The 23,632-nt window shown below is 69.2% G+C and carries 25 protein-coding genes; 15 read left to right on the top strand and 10 right to left on the bottom strand.

All coding sequences use genetic code 11. The annotated features are described in order from the left end of the window. The first annotated feature begins 23 nt into the window (after nucleotides 1-23). From P0Y41_RS09390 to P0Y41_RS09375, 4 genes are all read left to right on the top strand, one after another. A complete protein-coding gene (locus tag P0Y41_RS09390) occupies nucleotides 24-2,282 on the top strand; it encodes a chemotaxis protein CheA (protein ID WP_284061096.1) in 2,259 nt (752 codons plus the stop codon). Next, complete coding sequence (locus P0Y41_RS09385) at nucleotides 2,279-3,103, top strand: CheR family methyltransferase (RefSeq protein ID WP_284061095.1); 825 nt, start codon at nucleotides 2,279-2,281, stop codon at nucleotides 3,101-3,103. The genes P0Y41_RS09390 and P0Y41_RS09385 overlap by 4 nt, the downstream gene beginning before the upstream one ends. Continuing rightward, entirely contained in the window at nucleotides 3,103-4,329 is a 1,227-nt protein-coding gene (locus P0Y41_RS09380) for a HEAT repeat domain-containing protein (RefSeq protein ID WP_284061094.1), read from the top strand. Before P0Y41_RS09385 ends, P0Y41_RS09380 begins: the two co-directional genes overlap by 1 nt. Before the next feature lie 89 nt (nucleotides 4,330-4,418). Then, the gene (locus P0Y41_RS09375; protein WP_284063391.1) at nucleotides 4,419-5,231 is read left to right on the top strand and encodes a CheF family chemotaxis protein; all 813 of its coding nucleotides are present in this window, start codon (nucleotides 4,419-4,421) and stop codon (nucleotides 5,229-5,231) included. Between the two features lie 100 nt (nucleotides 5,232-5,331). On the opposite strand, the gene P0Y41_RS09370 is transcribed toward P0Y41_RS09375, so the two are convergent. From P0Y41_RS09370 to P0Y41_RS09360, 3 genes are all read right to left on the bottom strand, one after another. After that, nucleotides 5,332-6,198 carry a CheF family chemotaxis protein gene (locus P0Y41_RS09370; protein ID WP_284061093.1) on the bottom strand — a complete coding sequence of 289 codons (867 nt, stop codon included), beginning with the start codon at nucleotides 6,196-6,198 and terminating at the stop codon, nucleotides 5,332-5,334. A 70-nt stretch (nucleotides 6,199-6,268) separates the two neighbouring features. Further along, on the bottom strand, nucleotides 6,269-7,468 hold the full coding sequence (locus P0Y41_RS09365) for a cation:proton antiporter (RefSeq protein ID WP_284061092.1): 1,200 nt from the start codon (nucleotides 7,466-7,468) through the stop codon (nucleotides 6,269-6,271). Next, nucleotides 7,468-8,022, bottom strand: coding sequence for a cation:proton antiporter regulatory subunit (locus tag P0Y41_RS09360; protein ID WP_284061091.1), 555 nt, complete (start codon nucleotides 8,020-8,022; stop codon nucleotides 7,468-7,470). Before P0Y41_RS09360 ends, P0Y41_RS09365 begins: the two co-directional genes overlap by 1 nt. A gap of 130 nt (nucleotides 8,023-8,152) precedes the next feature. Between P0Y41_RS09360 and hisA the strand changes: the two genes are divergently transcribed. Next, complete coding sequence (hisA, locus tag P0Y41_RS09355; protein ID WP_284061090.1) at nucleotides 8,153-8,875, top strand: 1-(5-phosphoribosyl)-5-[(5-phosphoribosylamino)methylideneamino]imidazole-4-carboxamide isomerase; 723 nt, start codon at nucleotides 8,153-8,155, stop codon at nucleotides 8,873-8,875. 9 nt (nucleotides 8,876-8,884) lie between these two features. On the opposite strand, the gene P0Y41_RS09350 is transcribed toward hisA, so the two are convergent. After that, entirely contained in the window at nucleotides 8,885-9,037 is a 153-nt protein-coding gene (locus P0Y41_RS09350) for a hypothetical protein (RefSeq protein WP_284061089.1), read from the bottom strand. Nucleotides 9,038-9,296: 259 nt separating this feature from the next. Between P0Y41_RS09350 and hisB the strand changes: the two genes are divergently transcribed. After that, a complete protein-coding gene (hisB, locus tag P0Y41_RS09345) occupies nucleotides 9,297-9,887 on the top strand; it encodes an imidazoleglycerol-phosphate dehydratase HisB (RefSeq protein WP_284061088.1) in 591 nt (196 codons plus the stop codon). 39 nt (nucleotides 9,888-9,926) lie between these two features. Here the strand turns inward: hisB and P0Y41_RS09340 are convergent, their stop codons facing one another. Continuing rightward, nucleotides 9,927-10,568, bottom strand: coding sequence for a DUF8528 domain-containing protein (locus tag P0Y41_RS09340; RefSeq protein ID WP_284061087.1), 642 nt, complete (start codon nucleotides 10,566-10,568; stop codon nucleotides 9,927-9,929). A 118-nt stretch (nucleotides 10,569-10,686) separates the two neighbouring features. Between P0Y41_RS09340 and trpY the strand changes: the two genes are divergently transcribed. From trpY to P0Y41_RS09315, 5 genes are all read left to right on the top strand, one after another. Further along, a complete protein-coding gene (gene trpY, locus P0Y41_RS09335) occupies nucleotides 10,687-11,187 on the top strand; it encodes a TrpY family transcription regulator (protein WP_284061086.1) in 501 nt (166 codons plus the stop codon). An 81-nt stretch (nucleotides 11,188-11,268) separates the two neighbouring features. Continuing rightward, nucleotides 11,269-11,721 carry a hypothetical protein gene (locus P0Y41_RS09330; protein WP_284061085.1) on the top strand — a complete coding sequence of 151 codons (453 nt, stop codon included), beginning with the start codon at nucleotides 11,269-11,271 and terminating at the stop codon, nucleotides 11,719-11,721. A gap of 104 nt (nucleotides 11,722-11,825) precedes the next feature. Next, nucleotides 11,826-12,458, top strand: a complete 633-nt coding sequence (locus P0Y41_RS09325; RefSeq protein WP_284061084.1) for an IMPACT family protein — start codon at nucleotides 11,826-11,828, stop codon at nucleotides 12,456-12,458. A gap of 104 nt (nucleotides 12,459-12,562) precedes the next feature. Then, on the top strand, nucleotides 12,563-14,596 hold the full coding sequence (locus P0Y41_RS09320; RefSeq protein WP_284061083.1) for a S9 family peptidase: 2,034 nt from the start codon (nucleotides 12,563-12,565) through the stop codon (nucleotides 14,594-14,596). 64 nt (nucleotides 14,597-14,660) lie between these two features. Further along, nucleotides 14,661-14,843 carry a hypothetical protein gene (locus P0Y41_RS09315; RefSeq protein WP_284061082.1) on the top strand — a complete coding sequence of 61 codons (183 nt, stop codon included), beginning with the start codon at nucleotides 14,661-14,663 and terminating at the stop codon, nucleotides 14,841-14,843. Between the two features lies 1 nt (nucleotide 14,844). Here the strand turns inward: P0Y41_RS09315 and P0Y41_RS09310 are convergent, their stop codons facing one another. The 3 genes from P0Y41_RS09310 to mdh all read right to left on the bottom strand — a co-directional run bounded on the left by P0Y41_RS09310 (nucleotide 14,845) and on the right by mdh (nucleotide 17,121). Next, nucleotides 14,845-15,048 carry a DUF7569 family protein gene (locus tag P0Y41_RS09310; protein WP_284061081.1) on the bottom strand — a complete coding sequence of 68 codons (204 nt, stop codon included), beginning with the start codon at nucleotides 15,046-15,048 and terminating at the stop codon, nucleotides 14,845-14,847. Nucleotides 15,049-15,237: 189 nt separating this feature from the next. Next, nucleotides 15,238-16,122, bottom strand: coding sequence for an NAD-dependent epimerase/dehydratase family protein (locus tag P0Y41_RS09305; RefSeq protein WP_284061080.1), 885 nt, complete (start codon nucleotides 16,120-16,122; stop codon nucleotides 15,238-15,240). 84 nt (nucleotides 16,123-16,206) lie between these two features. Beyond that, nucleotides 16,207-17,121: a malate dehydrogenase gene (gene mdh / locus P0Y41_RS09300; protein WP_284061079.1), complete on the bottom strand. Its 915-nt coding sequence runs from the start codon at nucleotides 17,119-17,121 to the stop codon at nucleotides 16,207-16,209. A gap of 220 nt (nucleotides 17,122-17,341) precedes the next feature. Here mdh and upp point away from each other — a divergent pair, with 220 nt between their 5' ends. Beyond that, entirely contained in the window at nucleotides 17,342-18,019 is a 678-nt protein-coding gene (gene upp / locus P0Y41_RS09295) for a uracil phosphoribosyltransferase (protein WP_284061078.1), read from the top strand. Between the two features lie 233 nt (nucleotides 18,020-18,252). On the opposite strand, the gene P0Y41_RS09290 is transcribed toward upp, so the two are convergent. Further along, complete coding sequence (locus P0Y41_RS09290) at nucleotides 18,253-19,986, bottom strand: excinuclease ABC subunit C (RefSeq protein WP_284061077.1); 1,734 nt, start codon at nucleotides 19,984-19,986, stop codon at nucleotides 18,253-18,255. A gap of 178 nt (nucleotides 19,987-20,164) precedes the next feature. Here P0Y41_RS09290 and P0Y41_RS09285 point away from each other — a divergent pair, with 178 nt between their 5' ends. Both P0Y41_RS09285 and P0Y41_RS09280 read left to right on the top strand, forming a co-directional pair. Continuing rightward, nucleotides 20,165-21,970: a methyl-accepting chemotaxis protein gene (locus tag P0Y41_RS09285; protein WP_284061076.1), complete on the top strand. Its 1,806-nt coding sequence runs from the start codon at nucleotides 20,165-20,167 to the stop codon at nucleotides 21,968-21,970. 119 nt (nucleotides 21,971-22,089) lie between these two features. Continuing rightward, nucleotides 22,090-22,341, top strand: a complete 252-nt coding sequence (locus P0Y41_RS09280; RefSeq protein ID WP_284061075.1) for a DUF7967 family protein — start codon at nucleotides 22,090-22,092, stop codon at nucleotides 22,339-22,341. A 123-nt stretch (nucleotides 22,342-22,464) separates the two neighbouring features. Here the strand turns inward: P0Y41_RS09280 and P0Y41_RS09275 are convergent, their stop codons facing one another. After that, nucleotides 22,465-22,617, bottom strand: a complete 153-nt coding sequence (locus tag P0Y41_RS09275; RefSeq protein WP_284061074.1) for a DUF7556 family protein — start codon at nucleotides 22,615-22,617, stop codon at nucleotides 22,465-22,467. Nucleotides 22,618-22,777: 160 nt separating this feature from the next. Here P0Y41_RS09275 and P0Y41_RS09270 point away from each other — a divergent pair, with 160 nt between their 5' ends. Next, a complete protein-coding gene (locus P0Y41_RS09270) occupies nucleotides 22,778-23,632 on the top strand; it encodes a CBS domain-containing protein (RefSeq protein ID WP_284061073.1) in 855 nt (284 codons plus the stop codon).

Genomic DNA, 23,632 nt, shown 5'->3' with positions numbered 1-23,632 from the left:
GCGGTCCACCGGAGGTGGTCCGCGTGAGCGAAGCGCACATCCGCGCGTTCGTCCGCGAGTCCGAGGAGGGGATCACCGAACTGAACAACTCCCTGCTCGCACTGGAATCGGACCCGGACGACCCCGAAGCGATGGACGCCATCTTCCGGACCGCCCACACCCTGAAGGGGAACGCAGCGGCCATGGGCTTCGGTGACTTTTCCGGGCTCGCACACGCGATGGAGGACCTTCTCGACGAGGTCCGCGACGGCGACATGGCGGTGTCGGGCGACCTGATGGACCGGCTGTTCGAGGCGGTCGACCTGCTCGACGCGATGCTCGGGGAGATCGACGACTCGGGCGGCACGAGCATCGACCCCGCCGGCGTGGAGGAGGACCTGCGGACGATGGCCGAGGAGGGCGTCGACGCGCTCGACGGTGACGGCGCGACTGACGCTGCCGGAGCAGGCGCGAATGCCGAGACCGGAGACTCGACCGACGGAGACGCCGACGCGAGCGGATCGGCCGACACCCCCGACGGCGACGACACCGACGCCGTCGATCCCGACTTCGACCCCGGCCTCTCCTCGGCGGACGACGAGGGCCTCTACCGCGCTCGCGTCGACCTCGGCGACGCCGACATGCCCGGGATCGACGCGATGTTCGTCCTCGAGGCCGTCGAAGGCGGCTTCGGGGAGATGGCCTGCGACCCCGACCGCGAGGCGATCGAGGAGGGCGAGTTCGGGGGGACGTTCGACCTGTACGTCGCCGCCGACGCGGGCGCGACCGTCGAGGCCGGTATCGACGCGGTGAGCCAGGTCGACGCGGTCGACGTGGCCACGGTCGAGCCGGCGCCTGGGGACGGCACGGTCGACGCGACCGAGGCCGAGTCCGACGCGACCGGCCGGTCCGAGCCCGGAGACGCCGGCGGCGCGGGCGAGGAGACCGACGACGGGGCGACCGATTCCGCAGACCCAGACCCAGACGCAGACGGCGACGGCGCCGACGGCGGGAGCGGCGACGGGTCGTCAGGCTCCGCCGGCGGTGGCGGATCGAGCACGTCGTCGTCGGACAATATCTCCTCGGTCCGAGTCGACGTGGAGCAGCTCGACGACCTGTACGGACTGGTCGAGCAGCTCGTGACCAGCCGGATCAAACTCCGCCGGGAGATGGAGGAGGCCGACATCGACTCCGACAACCTCGACGAGCTGGACAAGATCTCGACGAACCTCCAAGACACGGTGATGGACATGCGGCTCATCCCGCTGTCGGCGGTCGTCGACACGTTCCCCCGGCTCGTGCGGGATCTGGCGCGCGACCAGTCGAAGGACGTGAACTTCGACATCGACGGCCGCGACATCGAGCTGGACCGCACGATCCTCACGGAGATCCGCGACCCGCTCGTCCACATCCTCCGCAACGCCGTCGACCACGGCATCGAACCGCCCGAGGAACGCGAGGCCGCCGGAAAGGACCCGGCGGGAACCATCGAACTCCGGGCCGACCGCGAGCGCGATCACGTCACCATCGTCGTCGAGGACGACGGCGGCGGCATCGAGGCCGACGCGCTCCGGGAGAAGGCCGTCGAAAAGGGCGTGAAATCCCGCGCCGAAGTCGAGGCGATGTCCGACGCCGACGCGCGCGAGCTCGTCTTCCACCCCGGCTTCTCGACGAACGACGAGGTGACCGACGTCTCCGGCCGCGGGGTCGGGATGGACGTGGTCCGGACGACGGTGAAGGACCTCGACGGGAGCGTCACGCTCGATTCGACCCCCGGCGAGGGGACGCGCTTCGAGATCAAGCTGCCCGTCACGGTCGCCATCGTCCGCGTGATGTTCATCGAGGTCGACGGCGTCGAGTACGGCGTCCCTATCAAGAACATCGCGGAGGTGAGCCGCGCCGACGGCGTCGACGTGGCCCACGGCGACGAGGTCGTCCGCCACGACGGCGACATCTACCCGGTGGTCCGGCTGCGAGAGGTGCTCGGGACAGACACCCACGCCGGCACGCCCGGCGGCGCCGTCGCCGACGGCGGGCGCGACCACGGCGCCGAGTCTCGCGATCACGATGCCGGCTCGCACGACCGCGCCGCCGGCGACGAGGACGGCATGCTCCTGCGGATCCACGAGGAGAAGCGCCCGATCGCGCTCCACTGCGACGACGTGCTCCATCAGGAGGAGGTCGTCGTGAAGCCGCTGGAGGGCATCCTCTCGGGCATCCCCGGGCTGTCGGGGACGGCCGTCCTCGGCGACGGGGACGTGGTGAGCATCCTCGACGTCGAGACGCTCGGAGGGCGCAGATGAGCAGCGCCCGCGGCGACGCCGGCGACCTCCAAGGCGTCATCGAGTTCGTGGAGGACCGGGTGCCGTTCGAGCCGGGGTACTACAACGAGGCGTACCTCGGGCGGCGAATCGCCGCGCGGATGCAGCGACGCGACGCCGACGACCACGCCGAGTATCGCGCCATCCTCGAGGACGACGAGGGGGAGCGCGAGGCGCTGCTGGACGCGCTGACCATCAACGTGACCGGATTCTTCCGCGACCCCGACATGTGGGCGGACCTCCGGCCGGTGTTGCGAGACCTCTCAGAGGAGAACGGCCGCGCCGGCGTTGACGCGTGGAGCGCCCCGTGTGCGGACGGCCGCGAACCGTACTCGCTGTCGATGCTCGCGGCAGACGACCCCGAGGTGAGCGAGCGGCGACTCCGGATCACGGCCGTCGACATCAGCGAGGAGGCGCTCGACGCCGCTCGGGCGGGCGTGTACGAGACGACGCGGACGACGGACATCGGCGAGGAACTGTCGCCGCTGTCGGACCCGGAGGCGTACGTCGACCAAGAGGAGAACCTGTTTCGGGTGCGCGAGTCGGTGAAGTCGCGAGTCACCTTCGAGCCGTACGACCTCATCCGCGACGGGCCGAAGTCGGACATGGACCTGGTGTTCTGTCGCAACCTCCTGATCTACATCGACACCGAGTACAAGGGCCGGCTGTTCGAGACGCTGCGCGACTCGCTGCGCCCGGGCGGCTACCTCGTGCTCGGGAAGACCGAGACGGTGCCCCCCGACATGCGCGAGGAGTTCGAGCCGGTGGCGAAACGCAGTCGCATCTACCAGTATACGGGATAATGTCGCTGTACACGCTCGCCCGCGACGGGGACATGGAGCAGCTCACCGACACCGCGAAGAACAGCGACAGCGCCGCGGTGCGCCGGCGGGCCGCGGAGATGCTCGGCGACGTGGGCGACCCCGAGGACGACCGAACCGTCGACGTACTCATCCACCTGGCGCGAAACGACGACGAGGACGCTGTCCGCGCGGCGGCGGTCGACGGCCTCGACGAACTGGGCGGCAACGGGCTCGAACGGCTCATCGCCAAGGAGACAGGCGTCGACCCGAACGCCGCCGACTGGGCGGCCGTCCGCGCGTTCGCGAAGGTACTCGGCGGCGCCAGTATTCCCGAGTACCGGATGGCCGCCGCCAACGCGCTCGGTCGGATGGGCGACTCGGACGCGGTCGGCCCCCTGGCGAAGCGCCTCGACGATCCGGACCCGCGAGTGCGCGAGCGCGCCTGTCTCGCGCTCGGCCGAATCGGTGACGCGCGCGCTGTCGGGCGCCTGAAGACGCGACTGGAGGACGACCATCCCGCCGTGAAGTCGGCCGCCGCGGACGCGCTCGGCACCATCGCCAGCGGCGAGGCGCTCGCGGCGCTGTTGGGTCTGCTGGACGACGAGAACCCGAGCCTTCGGCGGCTCGCGGCCTCGGCGCTCGGCAACGCCAGTTCGGCGAAACCGGTGCCGGAGCTCGCGGGGGCGCTCGCGGACGAGCACGACACGGTGCGCAGGGCGGCGGTGTTCTCGATCATCGAACTGCTCGCGAACGCGCCGACCAAGCAGAGTCACGCCGTGCGCGACGCGGTCGTCTCCGAACTCCAAGACGCCGACGACGAGACGGTGACCGGGCCGCTCGTGGAGATCCTGGAGGACGCGACGCAGGCGCGCCAGCGGCGCAACGCCGTCTGGTTCCTCGGGCGAGTGACGAGCGCGGAACCGCCAGAACACGTGCTCGACGCACTGGTGGACGCGCTCGACGACGACGACAAGATGACCGCGCAGTTCGCGGCGACGAGCATCACCAACTTGGACGGGCTCGCCGTGGAGTCGACGCTCATCGATCTGGTGGACGACGACGACGCGACGATCGACGCGCGGGCGAAGGCGGCGTACGCCCTCGGCGACGTGGGCGGCGACCGCGCGAAGGAGACGCTGGATGCGATCACCGACAGCGACGTGGACAAGCAGATACGCAAGCGGGCGTTCGCGTCGCTGTCGAAGCTCGGAGGTGTTAGACAGTGAGCGACAGTAGTCAGCGAACCGACGGTGGCGGACAGCAGTCCGGCGAGGAGTACAAGGTCGCGGACACCCGCGGCAAGTTCGCGCAAGCGATGAAGGGCGGACGAAAGCTCAACGACGTCGGGTGGACCAACGGCCGGGTCGTCCTCTCGAACAAGCGGGTCGTCCTCGTCGGCAACGGCGGAAAGCGGACGATCGCGCTGTCGTCAGTCGACGGGATCGGCGGGCGCTACGACGCCAACCAGGAGATCCAGCGCGTTTCGAACTACGTCAGCCTCCGCATCGGCGACGACGTGTTTCTCATCGCCGCCGAGGAGCACGACGAATTCCGCACAGATCTCTACCGAGCGTTCCTCGACCGCAAGGTGATCAAGGCGCGCCACCCGGCGATCAAGGGCGGCGTCGTGCAGGACACCGAGTGGGAGCAGGCCCGGGTGAAGGTGGAGGCCGGCGGAATCTCCGTCGCCCAGCAAAGCGGCGCGTTCGTCCGCCTCGAACTCGACGACATCGGCACCCTCGAGGAGACGGAACGCACGGTGATGGACGAGAAAGCCGCCGTTATCGAGGCCGAGCACACCGACGACGAGGGCACGAGCGTCCAGACGTACCTCTCGGGCAAGCCGTGGCTGGTCGCGGTGATCAAGTCGTATCTCGGACAGGGCCACGATCGCAACCGCGGCGCCGTCGAGCTGTCCGAGTCAGAGCGCGAGGTCCTGATGGCGCTGTACTCGGGGGTCTCCTCGTTCGAGGTGCCGAACTTCCTCGGGATGAGCGTCGACCGTGTCGAGGAGATCTTCGAGCGGCTCATCGAGGCGGAGGTGCTCGAGGAGGTGCGGACCCGCCGCGAGGTCGCGCTGGAACCCCGCGGGCGAAACATCGCCAGCGAGGCGATGAACGAGCAGTGAGACGCGAATGAGCAGAGAGACGATGAACGGCAGCGAATCGGCGGGCGGCGACACTCCGCCGACAGCTATCCCGACTTCGGGAGTCGCGTCGACGCCGATATCAGGTGTTGACCGACTCGATCCGCTGACCGACGATCACGCGTCCCTTGGCGGTGAGTTCGGTTCCCTCGCCGCTGTCGACGAGTAGTCCGTCGTCGATGAGACCGTTCAGTAGCATGGTGAGCCGCTGAGGCTCGATGTCGACCACCTTGTTCAACGAGACGCCCGAGCCAGCCGAGTAGGCGGCCACGAGCACCTCCGTCTCCGCCTCGCCGAGTTCGACGTCCGCCAACTCCTCCTGCACGTCCGCGTAGCGCAGCCGGATGTACCGGCCGAGGACGTTCGTGAGCCGCCCGGAGTCCAGGCCGACTTGGGAGGTGACAGCGGTGCCGTCCTCGATGTGCCGAAACGAGATGACGGGGTGGGTGCCGTTGTCCAGGTCGCGCTGAGCGCGCTCGACGGAGATGACGCTGCGCAGGTCGACGGTGAACGGCTCCGGGCAGCCCTCGAACGAGAGCGCTCCCTGGGTTACGTCGAGCCGAGCCTTGTGCGCGTCCGTCTCGACGACGCGTCCGCCGATCTTCGCCGGGTGACGGACCAGCGCAGTCGTTCCGTTGAGAAGTACTTTGAACAGCACCGTCGCGAACCGGTCGATGTTTGTGTCGTTGCCCTCGATGGCGGCGACGCCGCGGCGGTCGTCGGCTCGATACGCGACGGTGACGGTGTCGTTGAAATAGCCCGCCATCTCCGGCGGCACCTGTCCCACCTTCACGTCGAACACCGACGACAGCGGGATCGTCTCCTTGGAGCCATCGGCCGCGAGCACGAGCCGCCGCTGACTCAGGATGATCCGCCCCGTCGGGGGTTCGCCCTCGACGCCGGGCGCGAAGAACCGACCGACGAAGTCGGCGACGACCGTCTCGCTCATAGCAGTCGACAGTGAGGCGGCCGACTTGACGGTTTCGCACCGATGCTCAGCGATGAAACCGAGCGGTCGGTCACTCGTCGGCGACGCCCGCCCATCGCTCGATCCGCGAGGCCTCGCTCATTGCGAGCGTCCCCGCGAACGCCATCACGAGTACGTAGCCGACCGCGAACGCCGGGATCACCCGGGCGATCGTCGGGTTCGGTGAAGTGGCCGCCAGCGCCGCGATGATGAGCGAGAACTCCCCGCGCGGGACAAGCGCGAGTCCCGTCCGCAGCGACCGCCGCCGGGAAAGACCGTAGATCTGCCCGCCGATCCCGCCGCTGAGTACCTTCGCCGGCCCCGACAGCGCGGCCGCCACGACGACGGGAACGGCCACGCCCGCGACCGCAACGGGGTCGGTGTTGAGGCCGACCCACGCGAAGAACACGACCGCGAAGGCGTCCCGCAGCGGCGCGATCCGGTCGGCGACGCGGTCGTGTAGCGGCGTCGCGCCGATCCCGACGCCGACAAAGAAGCCCGCGACCGCCTCGCTGGCGCCGACAGACAGCGCGAGCCCGGAGATCACGAGCGCGACCGCGAGCGTCCGGACGACGAGGTCCTCGTCACTCGTGCCCAGGTAGGGAGCGAGCCGCGGCGCGAGCACCTGCGCGGCGACCGCCAGCGCGATCAGGAAGCCGAGCGCGACGGCGATCCGCGGGAGGGCGTCGACCGGCGAGCCGCCGGCGACGAGCGCGACCGCGAGCGCGAGATAGACGGCGATGACGAGGTCCTCGGCGACGAGCGTCCCGAGCACCGGCTCGGCCTCGGGGTCGGCGATCCAGCCCAGGTCGACGAGCGACTTGGTGATCACCGCCGACGAGGAGATGTAGACGATGCCGCCGACGAGGAACGCCCCGAGCGGGCCGAGTCCGAACAGCAGGCCGACTGCGACGCCGACGGGGAAGTTCACGAACAGGTCGACGGCGGCGGCCGCCGAGAGCTTCCGCCGGGCGGCGATCAGCCGGTCGAGACTGAACTCCAGGCCGAGGAAGAACAGCAGGAGGACGACGCCGACCTCGGCGAGCGTGAGCACCTCCGCGGGGGCGATCGAGGGGAGGCCGACGGCGCCGGCGACGTGCGGACCGACGAACACGCCGCCGAGGACGTACAGGGGGACGGTCGGGATGCCGATCCGCCGGCCGACGGCGGCGACGGCCGTGGCGGCCGCGATCAGGATTCCCAGCGCGAGCAGGCCGTGGAGGTCGCCAGCGGCTGTCGGTCCCGCCGCCATCAGTCGAGCACGGTCCCGTCGCCGTCGTCGCCTCCGGCGTCGGTACCACCGGCGTCATCGCCACCGTCGCCCACGTCGATGAACATCGCGTGGAACGCGTCGACCTCCTCGCGCGAGCCGATGACGACGACCGTGTCGCCGGCACCGACCCCGGCGCCGGGGTCCGGATTGGGCGTCACCTCGTCGCCGTGTTCGACCGCGATGATCGACACGCCGGTGCGCTGGCGCACGTCGGCCGCCTCGATCGTCTCGCCCGCGAGCTCGGAGTGATCGGGCACCTCGTACCACTCAATGAGCGCGTCGCCGCCGAGGACGGTCTCGATGTTCTCCGTGGCGACCGGCTGGAAGTACGCCCCCTCCAGTACCGTGCCCACGGTTCGCGCGAGCCCGTCGGACAGTTCGAACAGCTTCTCGGCGTCGCTGTCGGCGTCGGCCCGCCGGTACACCTCGCGCTTTCCGGTGTTGTGCGTGACGACGACGAGCCGCTCGTCGCCGTGGAGTTCGATCTCGTGTTTCTTCCCGACCCCGGGAAGGTCCGACTCGTAAACCGTCATACGTGGGTGGTCCGGTCGGTCGGAGCATAAGTACGGCGACGGGCGGGGATCGGCGGCGGCGTCGACCGCGGCGGGACCGGGGCGAACCGATCGCGAACCACTTACCCCGGACCGCGACCCACCGGCGCCCATGAGCCACTTTCCGGCGTTCGAGGTCGTCCCGGCCGTCGATATGCAGGACGGCGAGGTCGTCCAGCTCGTGCAGGGCGAGCGCGGCACCGCCACGCGCTACGGCGATCCCGTCGAGGCGGCCCGTCGGTGGGTCGACGAGGGGGCCGAGACGCTGCACCTCGTCGACCTCGACGGGGCGTTCGAGGGCGAGCGCGCCAACGCCGCCGCCGTCGACGCCGTCCTCGACGCGGTGGACGTGCCGGTCCAACTCGGCGGGGGGATCCGAACCGCCGCGGACGCGATCGACCTGTTGGATCGGGGCGTCGACCGCGTCATCCTGGGCACCGCCGCCGTCGAGACCCCCGAGATCGTCGCGGAGATATCCGATGCGCACCCCGGGAGCGTGATGGTCAGCCTCGACGCGAAAAACGGGGAGGTCGTCGTCTCCGGGTGGACGGAGGGGACCGGCCTCGATCCGGCCGAAGCCGCCGAACGCTACGAAGCCCTCGGCGCGGGCGCGATCCTGTTCACCGACGTGGACGTGGAGGGACAGCTGGAGGGGATCAACCGCGAGTCGGTCGAACGCGTCGTCGACGCGGTCGACGTCCCGGTCGTCGCCTCCGGCGGCGTGACGACGCTCGACGACGTGCGGGCGCTGCGCGAGGCCGGCGCCGCCGCCGTCGTCGTCGGCACCGCGCTGTACGAGGGCCGGTTCACTCTCGCCGAGGCGCAGTCGGCCTGAGGCAGCAGCTCAGTCCCCGAGTCGTCGCGACACGTACGCGACCGCCAGAACCGTCGCGGCCGCCATCAGCACCAGCCCGATCACGAGCCCCGCGTTCGTCGCCGACGAGAGCGAGACGGAGCCCCCGGCGAACACGAGCGCTGCCGGAAGTGCCTCGTCCATGTGCGTTGGTAGTGCACGCGGATCGACTTGAATCCCTGTCGAACGGCCGTCAGACGGCCGGAAATCGGATGCTGGGCGAGCAGCATGCGGACGCCGGGCGGACAGCACGCGGACGCCGGGCGGACAGCACGCGGGCAGCAGGCGACCGGCGGACGGCCGCGAGACGGAACGGCAGGCAGCGGAGCCGGGAGGGAGTACGTCCGGCACGGCGACCGACGAAGCCGGAACCGTCTTGACCGGCGGCGCCGACGCCTCGGCCATGAGTGACCGCACGGCGGCTGTCAGTCGGGAGACGGCCGAGACGGACATCGAACTCACGCTCGCGATCGACGGCGACGGCGACAGCGAGGTCGACACCGGCGTCGGGTTCTTCGACCACATGCTGACCGCCTTCGCCAAGCACGGGCTGTTCGACCTGACGGTCCGCTGCGACGGGGACACCCACATCGACGACCATCACACCGTCGAGGACGTGGGAATCGCACTCGGGGATGCGTTCGCTGAAGCGCTGGGTGACAAGCGTGGGATCCGCCGCTACGCCGACCGGCGCGTCCCCCTCGACGAGGCGGTCGCCGGCGTCGTCGTCGACGTGAGCGGCCGGCCGTACTTCGAGTTCGCGGGCGAATTCTCACAGGACGAAGTCGGTGAGCTGACAAGCGACATGGCGCGCCACTTCGCGTACTCGCTGGCGATGAACGCCGGCCTGACGCTCCACGCGGAGGTCGAGCGCGGCGTCAACGCCCACCACGAAGTCGAGGCGCTGTTCAAGTCGCTCGCGCGGGCGCTGGACGATGCGACCCGCCTCGACGAGCGTCGCAGCGACACCCCGAGCACGAAGGGCGACCTGTAGGTCGGCGGGTTCACATCTTCCCGCGGCCCGATCCCCCGCTCAGCCTTTCATCAACTGACCGTCCTCCTCCGCGAGGACCCCGCGTTCGATCGCGTACTCGAAGATCTCCCGCACCTCCTCGTCTTCGAGATCGTACGCGCCGGCCGCGAACTCCGCGACCTCGGCGCGCGCGACGGGGAACTCGCGGTTGTTGAGGAAGCGCATCACCTTCCGAAAGTTCGCGGGCTCCTCGCCGGTAGTTGATCCCGCTGGGTCGACCGACTCCGTCGCGTCCGCGTCTGTCGGTTCCGTCGTGTCCGTGTCTGCCGACTCCGTCGCGTCCGCGTCGGTCCCTCCCGAGTCCGACTCTCTCTCCGCCGGGGGCGGCGAGGCGTGTCCCGCCGTGTCGATCGCGAGCGCCGGGTCGTCGTCAGTCTCGTCGATGCCGTCGTCGCCGCCGGTCGCGGCCGACGGCGAGGCGTGGCCGGCGTCGTCGGTCGCGAGCGAGGGAGGCGCGTCGCTCGCGCCGTCCGCGCCGAGGCGGTCGAGCAGCGGCGAGAGCACGCCGTCGAGCGTCTCCCGACAGGAGTCACAGAGGACGACGCGGGCCTGTTCATCCGGCGCGGGGTCGAGATCAGCGGGGATGACCTCGTACGCGCCCGCGGCAATCCCCCCACAGAAGTCGCAGTCGAGTTCGCGCATACCCGGCGCCTCGGCGTGAACCGACAAAAGCGAACGGGAAGCGCGGGCGGGTGCCGGCCGGCCGACAAGGGGACGACTCCGAACAGTTATGCCTGCACGTGGACGACGACGGACACGAATGTTCGACGAGATCATGGGGAAGTTCGAGGGCTCGCCCGGCCAGCAGGCGGTGGTCAGGCTCCTGCTCGAGCGCGGCTTCTCCGTGAACGAGGACGGGCGGGTCGTCTCCGGCGGCATCGAGATCCCCGACACGGGGATCGCCCGCGAGGCGGGGGTCGACCGCCGGGTCGTCGACGCGACGACGACGGCCGTCCTGAAGGACGAGGAACTGCGCCGGATCTTCGCCAACATCACCGCCGTCCCGAGCCTGATGGACCTGGCACCGGTGCTGGATCTCACCGTTCTGACCGTCGAGGTCGGCGACCCCGACGCCTCGGGGATCGTCGCCGAGATCACCGGAATGCTGGCGGACGCCGGCATCTCGCTCCGGCAGGTGCTGTCGGACGACCCCGAATTCGCTGACGAGCCGAAGCTGTACCTGATCGCCGACGAGGAGTTGCCGGGCGACCTGCTCGTGTCGATCCGCGATCTGTCGTACGTCCGCAGCGTCGAGTTCTAACGGGAGCCGCGGCGGTCGCCGTCGGCGCGGCCAAACGCTCGAACCGACGGCGCTTTCAGCGCGACCCGCCGAGGGCGAGGTATGGACGACCGAACCGCGAGCCTCCTGCGCGTGCTCGGCGTGCAGACCGCGCTCGTCTCGGCGGCGATCCACCTGATCGAGGGGCTCCCGCGGCTGTTCATCTACCTCCCGATACTATCGGTTCGTGACCCTCGACCGTACCTGTTCGTCCCGTCGGCGCTGTTGCTCGTCGGACTCGCGACGGCCATCGTCCGCGGGTCGCACGACCGACGGCTCTACTCGCTGAGCGCGGGGGTCCTGCTCACGTACACCGTCGGATACGCCTGGTGGCACCTCACCGACCACGGCGGGCTCCTCCCGACCCACGACGTGACCAACCCGGTGGGCGAGATCGCCGCACACCTCGCGGCGGATCCGATCGCGTTGGTGTCGTTCGCCGCGCAGGTGATCGGGGCGGTCGCCTTCCTCGCGCTGTTCGCCGCCGACCCGCGAGCGGTCGGAACCGCCGACTAACCGGACCCGATCGACCACGCCGACTGACCGAGGTCCGGCACCGAACCGCGGAGCGACCGTCCCCCGACGGATACCGCTTTACCGCGTCATCGACAAGCCCCGTCATGGCGAACCCCGAACCGTACCGCACCGTCGGCGACCGAGCGTCCGCGGAGTTCACGGTTCAAGGGTCGCGATTCATCGGTCATCTCGCGCCCGTAGACACCGTGGGGGCGGCGGAGGCGTTCGTCGATGAGGTGTGCGCGGAGTACGACGACGCGACGCACAACGTCCCCGCGTACCGCGTCCCCGCGGACGACGGCGCGTCCGCCTCCACCGGATCGGTGCTGCTCCGAGAGTATTCCAGCGACGACGGCGAGCCGACCGGCTCGGCCGGCAAGCCGGCGCTGAACGTCCTCCAGCAACAGGAGATCCGAAACGTCGCGGCCGTGGTCACGCGCTACTACGGCGGGACGAACCTCGGCGTCGGGGGCCTCGCGCGGGCCTACTCGCACGGGGTGAAAGCGGGGCTCGACGCCGCCGGCGTGGTCGAGGAGTCGCCTCACGAGCGACTGTCGCTCACGGTCGCGTACGACGACTCCGGCACCGTCAGGAGCGTCCTCGAGTCGACCGGCGTCGAGTTCGACGCCGACTACGACGCCGAGGTGACGTTCGAGGCGCGCGTGCCCGTCGCCGCCGCCCCCGAGCTTCGGGATCGGCTGCGCTCGGCGACGAGCGGTCGCGTCGAGATTCGGTAGTCGTCCGGCGTTCGCGCCGCTGGAAGCCAGCGACGGCGACCCTCGGCGCCGCCGCCACGTTCCGGGTTCCGAACGTACTTGGCGCGCGACTCCGACGCCGCGGTATGGACCGTATTCAGGCGAGCGACTTCCACGACATCGCAAAGCCGAGCGACCCGAGGGTCGCGCCGGGCGGCGAGCACGTGGCGTTCGTGCGGAGCGTGCCGGACGACGAGGAATCGTACGAGTCGACGGTGTCTCTCGCGCCGACGGACGGCGACGGCGACCACCGACGACTGACGTTGACGGAGGGAAGCGACGCCGAGCCGCGGTTCTCTCCGTCCGGGGACCGACTTGCGTTCACCTCCACACGCGGGAAGGACGACGACACCCAACAGCTGTGGCTGCTCCCGCTCGACGGCGTCGGCGGCGAGGCCGAGCAGGTGACCGACGTGGTCGGCGGCGTCGCCTCGATCGCGTGGAGTCCCGACGGGAGCCGGATCGCGTTCCTCCAGTCCGTTACCGACGAGGACCGCGAAGAAGAGCGGGACCTGGAGATTCCAGAGGAGTACGAGCCTGAGGATCCGGACCCCCGAGTCGTCGACCGGACCGTCTATCGAACCGGCACGGAGTACTTCGACGGCAAGCGCCCGCAGGTGTACGTCCTCGACGTAGAATCGGGCGGCCTCATCCGGGTCACCGACGGCGACCACGACCACGCGGCTCCCACGTGGGGCGACGACGAGACGCTCTACTTCACGGCGCAGAAGGCCGGCGACGATCCGGACGACAACTACGAGATCGATATCGTCGCCTACGACACCGAGTCGGGCGACACGGAGGACGTGGTGCGGACGACCGGCTGGGGCGCGGCGCTCGACGTAACCGAGGACCACCGGATCGCCTACACGTACACGGAACCGGAGCAGGCGAGCATCCAGCCCACCGAACTCCACGTGTACGACCGCGCGGCCGACGAGACGTCCGATCTCACCGCGGACCTCGACCGAACCGTGGGCTACGAGATTCCGCCGCAGTGGGGCCCCGAGGAGGATCGCGTGTACTTCGCGACGCCCGACGAGGGCGCGACGAGCGTCTGGTCGGCGCCCGGCGACGCCGGCGCTGCCCCCGAGCGCGAGTACCGCGGCGGCGCCGTCAACGGCGGTCACGTCGCCGCCGACGTCACCGCGATCACGAAAAGCGAGTGGGACCATCCCGGCGAGCTGTTTGTGCTCGACGGGTCCGAAGAGCGCCGGGTTACCCGCCTGAACGGCGAGTACCTCGATTCGGTCACAGTCTCGGAGCCCGAACCCCTCGCGTTCGAGTCCGAGCAGGGGCCCGTCGAGGGGTGGGTGCTGACGCCGCCGGAGTTCAGCGAGGACGAGACCTATCCGCTCGCCGTGGAGGTCCACGGCGGTCCGCACGCGATGTGGACGACCAGCGGGACGATGTGGCACGAGTTCCAGACGCTCGCGGCCCGCGGCTACGTCGTATTCTGGTCGAACCCGCGCGGCTCCACCGGCTTCGGCGAGGAGTTCATGCAGGCCATCGAGCGCGACTGGGGCGACGTGACCCTCACCGACGTGCTGGCCGGCGTCGAGACGGTCGCCGCGCGCGAGTACGTCGACGAGACGAACGTCTTCCTCACCGGCGGCTCCTTCGGCGGCTACATGACCTCGTGGGCGGTCGGACAGACCGATTACTTCCGGGCAGCCGTCTCCCAGCGCGGCGTGTACGACTTCACCGGGTTCTACGGGTCGACCGACGGGGCGTACAAGCTCGTCGAGGGCGACTACGATACGACGCCGTGGGAGGAACCGGAGTTCCTGTGGGAGCACTCGCCGGTCGCGCACGCCGACGGCGTGACGACGCCGACGCTGCTGATCCACTCGGACCGAGACTACCGGACACCGGACAACACGGCGGAACTGTACCACCGTATCCTCCGGAAGGCGGGCGTCGACACGCGGTTGGTGCGCTACCCGCGCGAGGGGCACGAACTGTCGCGCTCGGGGGAGCCGGCACACATCGTCGACCGCATCGAACGCATCGTCCGCTGGTTCGACGGCTACTCCGAGTACCACGACGCAGCGCGCGCGCTCGATCGGCCGGACGGCGACGGGCTGAGCGCCGGATCGGACGAGGAAGACGAGGCGTAGGCGACGGCGATCGACCGCCCGGGTCGGCGACCGACTTTTCCGTTCGCGGCGGTTTCGCTCGGCAATGAGCGACGCCGAGCACGACGACTGTGCGTACTGCGGCTGTGACGTGACCGTCCACGATCCGGTGTACGTCCGCGACGGCGGGGACGACACCGAGACGCCGTTCTGCAACTACGGCTGTCTGGCGGCACACATCGATGAAGAGGGGCTCGCGGTCGAGACGACCTGTTCGGTCGAGTTCTGACTCAGTCGACGATGATGTCGTTCTCCTCGTCGATCGTCACGTCCGGCTCCGACTGCATCTGCTGCTCGTAGCGGTCGATCCAGTCGGCGAAACAGCCCGGGCACAGTCGCTGCTCGTCGACGGTCGAGCGATCGACCGACAGCCGGATCGTTCGAGCGAGCGCGTCCTCCACCGACGATCCGCACGCGTCACAGGAGTCGGCCATACCTTCGGCTGTGCGAGCCAGCGATTTAGTCGTTGCCTCGGTGGCCGCGGAGAGACGGCGACCCCGCGAGATGGCGAATAGGCGGCACAGTCGACCCGCGACCGGGATGCCGCACACCCGCGAACCGGTCGCGGCACGCGTCAGCGCACGCGGTGGCTGGCCCCGGCATCGGGTATGAACCTTCGCGCGCTACCTCCACAGTTCGGGCGCCGGCACGTCCGCGTCGCGCGCGGTTCGCCACTCGTGCTCGGGACTCCAGTCGAACAGCTCGGCCGCCTTCGCCGTCGACAGCGCCGACTGCTCGCCGTCGAGGTCGCAGTCGTCCGGAAGCCGGCCGAACCGCTCTTCGACCGCCGTCGCCGTCGGGCGGCCGAGGTAGTTGTCGGCAGCGGCGACGTGGACCGCCTCGTGGCCTGCGGGCGGATCGGCGACCGCGCGGGCAACGAGGGTGGCCACGTCGCGCACGTCGACGTACGACCAACAGTTGCCGGCGCCGTCGGCGAGGTCGTCGACGTCGCTGCAGGCGTACTCCCCCGGGTACTGGATCCACGACGGGCGGACGGAAGTGGCCGAGACGCCGTGGCGACGGTGCACCATGTCGGCGACCTCCTCGGCGACGACCTTCCCGGTGCCGTACGGGTCCTCGGGCCGCATCGGATGCTCCTCGGTGATCGGGAGTTCCGCCGGGAGTGGGGTCTCCTCGGCGAACGCGAGGCCGTAGGCGCTCTCGCTCGACGCCTGCACGACGGTCGCGTCCGCGCGGCCGGCGGCGACAAGGACGTTGTACGCGCCGGCGACGTTGTCCTGGAAGACGCGGCTCCCCGCGTGCCGCGTCGGCGACGGGTGTGAGCCCCAGTGGACGACCGCGTCCGGGTCGAGGTCGCCGACGAGGTCGAACGTCTCGCCCGCGTCGGTGAGGTCGGCGGCGCGGAAGTCGAGGTTCTCGCGCGGGGTCACTTCGTAGCCGGGATGGTCGAGATCGACGCAGACGACCTCGTGATCGTCAGCGAGCCGATCGACGATCCAACGGCCCGAACGCCCGAGACCGCCGGTGACGATGACTGTCGAGTCCATACGTTCCCGGTGGGACGGCGGCGTCAAAAACGAGGGCGGTCACTCGGAACAGATCGCGCGCCGGAGTCCGGGCGCAGTACCCGCTTACGCGATCTTGTCGTACTGGTCGGCGAGCTTCCCGGCCGCCTCGTCCATGAGGTCGACCTCGTAGTCGTCGAGGTCCCACTCGACGACCTCCTCGACGCCGGTCGATCCGAGCTTCACCGGGACGCCGAAGGCGGTGTCGTCGTGGCCAAACTCGCCCTCCAGGGCGATCGAGCCGGGGAGCACCTCGCCGGTGTCGCGGACGACCGCCTCGACCATGTGGGCGACGCCGGTCGCCGGGCCCCACTCAGTCGCGCCCTTTCGGGAGATGACGTCCATCGCCGACTCCTGGAGATCGCCGAGGATCTCCTCTTTCTCGTCGGCGGTGAACTCCGGATCCGCACCGTCGACGCGGACCTTCGAGAACACGGGGACCTGCGCGTCGCCGTGCTCGCCGAGGATCGTCGCCTCGACGTTCTTCACCGGTGCGTCGAAGCGCTCGGAGAGGACGTACCGGAAGCGCGCGGAGTCGAGGCGACCGCCGAAGCCGATCACCTTCTCGCGGGCGCGCTCGCCGCTCTCGTACAGGTGGCGATTGAGCAGGTCCACGGGGTTCGACGTGGTGATCGAGACGAAGTCGTCGTTGTACTCGCGAAGCGACTCGCCGATGTCCTCCATGATCGGCGCGTTGTCGCCCGCGAGATCGATCCGAGTCTGTCCCTCCTTGCGTGGGATACCCGCCGTGATCACGACGACGTCGGAGCCCTCGGTGGCCTCGTAGCCGCCCTGTCGGATTCGCGTGTTGGAGTCGTACGCGACGCCGTGGTTGGTGTCGGCCGCCTGGCCGATCGTCGTCTCCTCCATGTCCGGGATGTCGACGAACACGAGTTCGTCCGCGATGTCCCGGAGCGCGATGTTGTAGCCGGCCGCGGCGCCGACCGTTCCAGCCGCGCCGATCACGCTGACTTTCGTCATATCACGTATCTAGCCGACCGAGCCTCCGGTAAACGTTTCGAAACCGACGATCTCGGGCGGTAAACGACGTAGCGTCGATCGACGATCGACGAAATCACAGTGTATCGGGCGCTCGAACACGAGCGATCAGTCGCGGTCGAACGCCCGCGCGCGACACTCACGCAGGGGGCGCGCGAGCCAACGGGATTATGACCGCCCACGGAGCAACGTCTGAACAACGATGGCTATCGAGGACCGAGGGGACGCACACCTCATCACGCACGCGCTGGCGAAGGACACGCTGTCTCGCCTGCGCGACGTGGAGACGGAGCAGGTGGCGTTCCGAAAGGGGCTGGTGAAGTTGGGCCGCATTTGTGGCTACGAGATCATCGACGGCGCGATGGAGACTGAGTTCGTCTCCATCGAGACGCCGCTGGCGGAGACGACCGGCGAGCGCGTGAAGGGGCTCGACAACGTCGTCATCATCAACGTCCTTCGCGCGGCGACGCCGTTCGTCGAGGGACTGTTGAAGGCGTTCCCGCGGGCCAAGCAGGGCGTCATCTCCGCCGGTCGCAACGAGGAGGCCGGGATGGACGAGGACGGCACCTTCCCGATCGAGATCGATTACACGAAGCTGCCCGAGATAACCGGGGAAGACACCGTCATCGTCGCCGATCCGATGCTCGCGACGGGATCGACGATGTGCGCCGTGCTCGACCACGTGCTCGCGGAGAACCCCGAGCCGGAGGACCTGTTCGTGCTCTCGGCCGTCTCCGCTCCCGACGGACTCACGCGCGTGGCCGAAGCGACGCCCGAGGCCGACCTGCTCACCGTCGCCATCGACGACGAACTCAACGACGAGGGGTTCATCGTCCCCGGCCTCGGCGACGCCGGCGACCGCGCGTTCCGGACGCAGTAGCGGTCCCGCGCCTGCTGTGGCCGACGGCTTGTTCGATCCGAGCCTTCTTCCGTGAATACGAGCCCATACGCTCGCGTGACGTAGTTACGGCCGTCGGGGAACACGGCGGGTGCGCGATCCATCCCCGACGCCGCGAGCGCCCGTATCCGGGGGCGAGCCGACGAATGATCGCCAGTTAGCCTACGAGCCGAACCCCCTGTAACGGCGAGGAATCGATAGCCTGGGACTGGGTCCTACAGCCGTGAATGGAGCGCTTGGGCGGTCTTCTCGCCGACACCGGGAACGTCGAGGAGGTCGTCCTCGCTGGCCGCACGGACGTTCTCGACGGAGCCGAAGCGCCGCAGGAGTCGCCGGCGCGTCTCGGCGCCGACGCCCGGCACCTCGTCGAGCACCGTCGACACGTCGTCGCGCAGCGTCTGGTGGTACTGAACGGCGAACCGGTGGGCCTCATCACGTGCGCGCTGCAGCAGGTGGAGGTGGGGCGCATCGTCGTCCCAGCGGTGCACCCGATCGGGAGCGATCACCAGCTCCTCCTCCTTGGCGAGCGCCACCGCGGGAACGTCCCAGCCGACCTCGCTGAGCGCGTCGCGGGCGGCGCCGAGCTGTCCGTCGCCACCGTCGATCAGCAGCAGGTCCGGGTCCGGCCGGTCGTCGCGCCCCTCGACAGCGCGTTCGGCGCGCCACTTCATCAGTTCGCGCATGTTCGCGTAGTCGTCGTTGCGGTCGGTGAGCTTCTTCCGCCGGTAGTCACCAGTCACGGCGCTCCCGTCGACGAAGCACACGTCCGAGCCGACGACCTGCTTGCCCTGCGCGTGGCTCACGTCGAACGCTTCGATACGCTCGGGGCGGTCGACGCCGAGCGCGTCGGCCAGCGCCGACAGCTCGTCGCGTCTGGTCGGACCGCTGCGGGCGTTCTTGAGCGCGAGGTCGACGAGCTTCGCTTCCCGTCCCGCTCCGGGGACGCGGACGGCGACGCCTTCGGCCTCCAGCCACGCGAGCACGTCCTCGTCGGGCGGTCGCTCCGAGAGCAAGATCGCCTCCGGAAGCTCGCGTTCGGCGTAGTACTGCACGAGGAACGCCGACAGCACCTCGGCGACCCGATCCTCGGCGTCGGGGGCGTCCAGCGAGTGTCGAGAACGGTCGACGAGTTGGCCACGTTCGCTGTGGAGGCGAGCGACGACCGCCGAGTCGCCCTCGACGGCCGCGCCGAGCACGTCGACCGCGCGCTCGTCGGACCGGTCAGAGACCGCTTCTTCGCCCTCGCCGTGGAACGACTCGACGGCGTCAAGGCGATCGCGGAGGTTCGCGGCGCGCTCGAACTCCTGCGCCTGCGCGGCCGCCTCCATCTCCCGGCGCAGCGGGTCGGCGAGGGCGCCGGTCTCCCCCTCGAAGAATCGGGTCGCCGCCTCGACGTCCTCCCGGTAGGCGGCCTCGGTTATCTCGCCCGTACAGGGTGCCGAGCAGAGCCCCATTTCGTAGTCGAGGCAGGGGCGCGCGCGGTCCTCGTACTTGTGGTCCGAACAGCCACGCAGCCCGTACGTCTCGCGGATCGCCTTGATCACGGTGTCGACGCGCCCCTTGTCGGTGAACGGGCCGAAGACGGTCGCGGCCTCGTCGGGGTCGCGCGTCGCTTCGATCCGCGCTACCGGGTGGTCGGTCAGCTGCACCAGCGGGTACGACTTGTCGTCCTTGAGTCGGACGTTGAATCGAGGGTTGAGCCGCTTGATCAGGTTCGCCTCCAACAACAGCGCCTGCGTCTCCGTGTCGGTGACCGCGAAATCGAGCGCGTCGGCACGGTCGACCATCTGTCGGACCCGGGCCGACCGCGGGTCGGCGTACGACGGCACCCGATCGCGGAGATCCACCGCCTTCCCGACGTAGAGGACGGTATCACCATCGAGGAACTGGTAGATCCCCGGCTCGCGCGGGAGGTCTGCCGCACGCTCGCGAACCGCGCTCGCGTCCATCGCGGGGAGATGAGAGTTCCGCGCGCTTGAGGCTGACGCGTCGAAGGAGCGACAGACCGTCCCCGGACAGTCGTCGGGCGACGGTCGGACGGCGGCCCCGTGAACGGGGATCGCACCAGCTATCGGGAGTGATTCTTAGACGGTAATGATTAAACAGGATTCGCAGAGCCGTAGGAGTATGTCATTACTTACCCGCCTCCGCGCGTGGGTCGCCGGGACGGCTCAAGAAGAGCCACTGGCCGACGGTGGGGTAACTGTCGAGGCGAACGGCGAACCGATCCCGACACAGGAGGCGGACTCGGACGACGAACTGAACATCGACGACGACCTGCTGCTCGACGGCGTCGGCTCCGCCGTGTTCATGGTGGACAGCGACGGCGAGATCATCGCCTGGAACTCGGCGATCGAGGAGCTGACCGGGGCGACCGCGGAGGAGGCGATCGGGCACGAACACGCCAGCGAGATGTTCTACCCTGACGGCCGTCGTGCGCAGACGCTCGCGGACAAGGTGCTGGAGCACCCGAAGTCGGTCCACGAGGAGTTCGGTGTCGACCTGAAAGACGAGTCGACGTGGCTCTACGCCGACACCAGCGTGATGACCGATCAGTACGGCGACGAGCGCCACATCTACTTCAGCGCGATGCCGCTGTACGAAGACGACGAGTTGATCGCGGTCGTCGAGACGGTCCAGGACAGGACCGAGGAGAGACAGCGCCAGGAGGCCGCCGAAGCGCTGGTGAACGAACTCAGCGCGACGATGGCCTCGTTGATGGCCGGGGATCTCAGCGAGCGCGCCCAGTTCGAGGACGACTGTCTCGACGAACGGCTCCTGTCGGTGGTGGACGACCTGAACGAGATGGCTGCCGCCTTCCAAGAGACGGCCGCCGGCGTCGACGAGGGGACCGTGCGGCTGGAGGACTCCGTCGAGGAGGCGGTCGACGCCGCCGAGGAGATCGCCGAGAACGTCGGTGAACAGAACGACCTCCTCTCGGAGGGCGTTTCGGAGATGCAGACGTTCTCCGCGTCGATGGAGGAGGTCGCCGCCACCGCCGAAGAGGTCGACACAGCCGCCGGACAGGCGCGCGAGGCAGCTACCGACGGGCTCGATGCCAGCGAAGACGCACGCGAGGCGACCGAGGAGGTGACCGATATCGGCGAGGAGCTCGTCGATTCAGTTACCGATCTCGGCGACCGGATGGACGACATCGAGGCGGTCGTGGAGGTCATCTCCGACGTGGCCGAGCAGACGAACCTGCTCGCGCTCAACGCGAACATCGAGGCCGCCCGCGCGGGCAAGGACGGCGACGGGTTCGCCGTCGTCGCCGAGGAGGTGAAGACCCTCGCTGACGAGACCCGCCAGCACACCGAGCAGATCACGGGGAACATCGAGGAGCTCCAGAGCCAGACCGACTCGACGGTCGTCGCCGCCGAGCAGAGCCACCAGCAGATCGACCACGCGGCCGACCAGATCGACGACGTGTTGGAGGCGTTCGAGGACATCGCGTCGTCGATCGATCAGGCCGCCGACGGCATCACCGAGGTATCGCGTGCGACCGACGATCAGGCGGCCACCGTCGAGGAGCTCACTGCGACTATCGAAGAGGTCCGCGAGCGGTCGACCGAGACCGAACACGCCGCCGACCGCATCGTCGCCGCGACCGACGATCAGAGCGAGGCCATCGCCGAGCTGTCCGATCGCGTGGCCGATCTTCGCGGGAAGAACGCCGAAAGCGCCGGGTTCAGCGCTGCCACGACCGACGGATCGGACGCCGAGTCGGACCACGAGTTCCGAACCGACGGCGGGATCACCATCGACGCGTCCGCGGTTCGCAAGGAGAACGACGATGGCGACGAGGGCGACGGCGTCACCATCGAATCGGTCGAGGAACCGGACGAGCGGACCGAAGCGGCGACTGAGCCGGCCGAGGAACCGAACGGGACCGAGGACGAAGACGAGTACGGCGGGTTCAACTTCGGCGTCTGATCTGCATCGACGCGGACGGTTCGGTTCGCCTCGTCGAACGACGCCCCGGGACTCGGACCCACACAGCCGCCCGTTTCGGACCCCGGTAGCCTTTCTCGCCGGCGCTTGAATCGGGTGTCATGCGCCTCTGGCTCGTCTCCCGCGAGTACGACACCCGACAGACGGTGACGCTCACCTACGCGAGCGTCGACGGTCGACGCGTCTACACCCGACAGGCGTCGATCGAGTTGCTCCAGCGAAAGCCGATCACCGCCGCGATCGACCGCGACGAGAGCGACACGGAACGCATCGACGACGTTGAGCGGCGCGAGCGCTACGCTGCGGAGGCAGAGCGAATGGCCGGGGACCATGACCCCGACGACGAGATCTGAGAAGCGGCGACGACGCCGTCGGTCGCTCGCGTAGCTATCGGTAATCCGCACGCTGCCCGTCGCCTGGTCTCTCGGTAGCCGAACAGAATCGACCGGATCAGCCGCAGCGGGGGAGATACCCTCTCAACACCAGTTCTCAAGCACCGGGGCGTCCGCCTCGCCGACGGCGAGCCACGCGTCGTCGCATGCGAGGTCCGCGATGACGAACTCCGCGGAGCTCTCGTCCACCGACGCCATCACCTCACCGGGCTCGCGCCCCGTGTGCCTCGTTGTCATATGCATACCTCTCACATACGCACTGATAAACTCATCGGATTGACAGCGACTCACAGGGGCCAGAGCCGGTGTCGGCGTCCGATTGATCGGGTGCGTTCCCGGGACAGCCGCCGGAAACACCTTCGCATGATACAAGAGGCGTGGGGGCGCACTGCGGGGTATGAACGTAGCAGACGCGATGACGCCGCGGACCGACCTCGTCACGGTGTCGCTCCCCGGTACTCGCGACGACGTCCTCACGTATCTCCAGGAGTACCGCTTCTCGTCGGTTCCGGTCGTGAAAGGCGAGGGCGACGAGGAAGTGTACCGGGGGCTCGTTTCCCGCGACGATCTCATCGACAAGCCGGACGAGGACCAGCTCGCGCTGTTGATGCGCGAGACCCCGACGGTCACCCCCGACACGAATCTCCGCGACGCCGCGCAGGTGATGCTCAGCGGCAGTCGCCGGATTCCCGTCGTCCACGAACACAACGGCGACGCGCTGGCGGGCATCATCACCGTCACCGACATCGTCGCTGCGATCGCTCGTGGCAAGGTCGACACCGCCGCCGTCTGCGCCGACGTGACCGGCACCGACGTGAACACGGTGTACACCGGCACGCCGCTGACGGTCGCCGAGCGACAGCTGTTCTTCGCGAACGTCCCGTATGCGGTCGTGCTGGGCGACGACGGCGACATGGACGGGATGCTCACCGAGGTCGACATCCTCGATGTCGCTCGCGTCGTCGAGGGCGAGGACGATACCGGCGACTCCATCGCCGATCAGGACGACGACTGGAAGTGGGAGGGCATCAAGGCCATCGGCGCGGCGTACGTGCCCACGCGGAACGTCGAGATCCCGGCCGAGCCGGTGACGGGGTTCATGACCGAGGACGTGACGACGGTCTCGCGAACCCGCTCGGTCAAGGAGGCCGCACAGGAGATGATCACCGAGGACATCGAACAGCTCCCGCTGCAGGCCGGCGGTGAACTCGTCGGCATCGTCCGGGACGTGAACCTCCTGGAGGCGCTGTAG

This window comes from Halobaculum halobium (genome assembly GCF_030127145.1).
Lineage (GTDB): Archaea > Halobacteriota > Halobacteria > Halobacteriales > Haloferacaceae > Halobaculum > Halobaculum halobium.
Note: the sequence above shows the minus strand (reverse complement) of the source record. Positions and strands in the feature narration are given on the sequence as shown.

Coding starts and splice junctions, on each gene's coding strand:
- P0Y41_RS09350 (WP_284061089.1), bottom strand. CDS start 9,037: ATGGACGAGGCACTTCCGGCAGCGCTCGTGTTCGCCGGGGGCTCCGTC.
- P0Y41_RS09375 (WP_284063391.1), top strand. CDS start 4,419: ATGAAGGGCGGACGAAAGCTCAACGACGTCGGGTGGACCAACGGCCGG.
- hisB (WP_284061088.1), top strand. CDS start 9,297: ATGAGTGACCGCACGGCGGCTGTCAGTCGGGAGACGGCCGAGACGGAC.
- P0Y41_RS09380 (WP_284061094.1), top strand. CDS start 3,103: ATGTCGCTGTACACGCTCGCCCGCGACGGGGACATGGAGCAGCTCACC.
- P0Y41_RS09315 (WP_284061082.1), top strand. CDS start 14,661: ATGAGCGACGCCGAGCACGACGACTGTGCGTACTGCGGCTGTGACGTG.
- P0Y41_RS09340 (WP_284061087.1), bottom strand. CDS start 10,568: ATGCGCGAACTCGACTGCGACTTCTGTGGGGGGATTGCCGCGGGCGCG.
- P0Y41_RS09330 (WP_284061085.1), top strand. CDS start 11,269: ATGGACGACCGAACCGCGAGCCTCCTGCGCGTGCTCGGCGTGCAGACC.
- P0Y41_RS09360 (WP_284061091.1), bottom strand. CDS start 8,022: ATGACGGTTTACGAGTCGGACCTTCCCGGGGTCGGGAAGAAACACGAG.
- P0Y41_RS09290 (WP_284061077.1), bottom strand. CDS start 19,986: ATGGACGCGAGCGCGGTTCGCGAGCGTGCGGCAGACCTCCCGCGCGAG.
- P0Y41_RS09325 (WP_284061084.1), top strand. CDS start 11,826: ATGGCGAACCCCGAACCGTACCGCACCGTCGGCGACCGAGCGTCCGCG.
- mdh (WP_284061079.1), bottom strand. CDS start 17,121: ATGACGAAAGTCAGCGTGATCGGCGCGGCTGGAACGGTCGGCGCCGCG.
- P0Y41_RS09385 (WP_284061095.1), top strand. CDS start 2,279: ATGAGCAGCGCCCGCGGCGACGCCGGCGACCTCCAAGGCGTCATCGAG.
- P0Y41_RS09305 (WP_284061080.1), bottom strand. CDS start 16,122: ATGGACTCGACAGTCATCGTCACCGGCGGTCTCGGGCGTTCGGGCCGT.
- upp (WP_284061078.1), top strand. CDS start 17,342: ATGGCTATCGAGGACCGAGGGGACGCACACCTCATCACGCACGCGCTG.
- hisA (WP_284061090.1), top strand. CDS start 8,153: ATGAGCCACTTTCCGGCGTTCGAGGTCGTCCCGGCCGTCGATATGCAG.
- P0Y41_RS09280 (WP_284061075.1), top strand. CDS start 22,090: ATGCGCCTCTGGCTCGTCTCCCGCGAGTACGACACCCGACAGACGGTG.
- P0Y41_RS09285 (WP_284061076.1), top strand. CDS start 20,165: ATGTCATTACTTACCCGCCTCCGCGCGTGGGTCGCCGGGACGGCTCAA.
- P0Y41_RS09365 (WP_284061092.1), bottom strand. CDS start 7,468: ATGGCGGCGGGACCGACAGCCGCTGGCGACCTCCACGGCCTGCTCGCG.
- P0Y41_RS09270 (WP_284061073.1), top strand. CDS start 22,778: ATGAACGTAGCAGACGCGATGACGCCGCGGACCGACCTCGTCACGGTG.
- trpY (WP_284061086.1), top strand. CDS start 10,687: ATGTTCGACGAGATCATGGGGAAGTTCGAGGGCTCGCCCGGCCAGCAG.
- P0Y41_RS09310 (WP_284061081.1), bottom strand. CDS start 15,048: ATGGCCGACTCCTGTGACGCGTGCGGATCGTCGGTGGAGGACGCGCTC.
- P0Y41_RS09370 (WP_284061093.1), bottom strand. CDS start 6,198: ATGAGCGAGACGGTCGTCGCCGACTTCGTCGGTCGGTTCTTCGCGCCC.
- P0Y41_RS09275 (WP_284061074.1), bottom strand. CDS start 22,617: ATGACAACGAGGCACACGGGGCGCGAGCCCGGTGAGGTGATGGCGTCG.
- P0Y41_RS09320 (WP_284061083.1), top strand. CDS start 12,563: ATGGACCGTATTCAGGCGAGCGACTTCCACGACATCGCAAAGCCGAGC.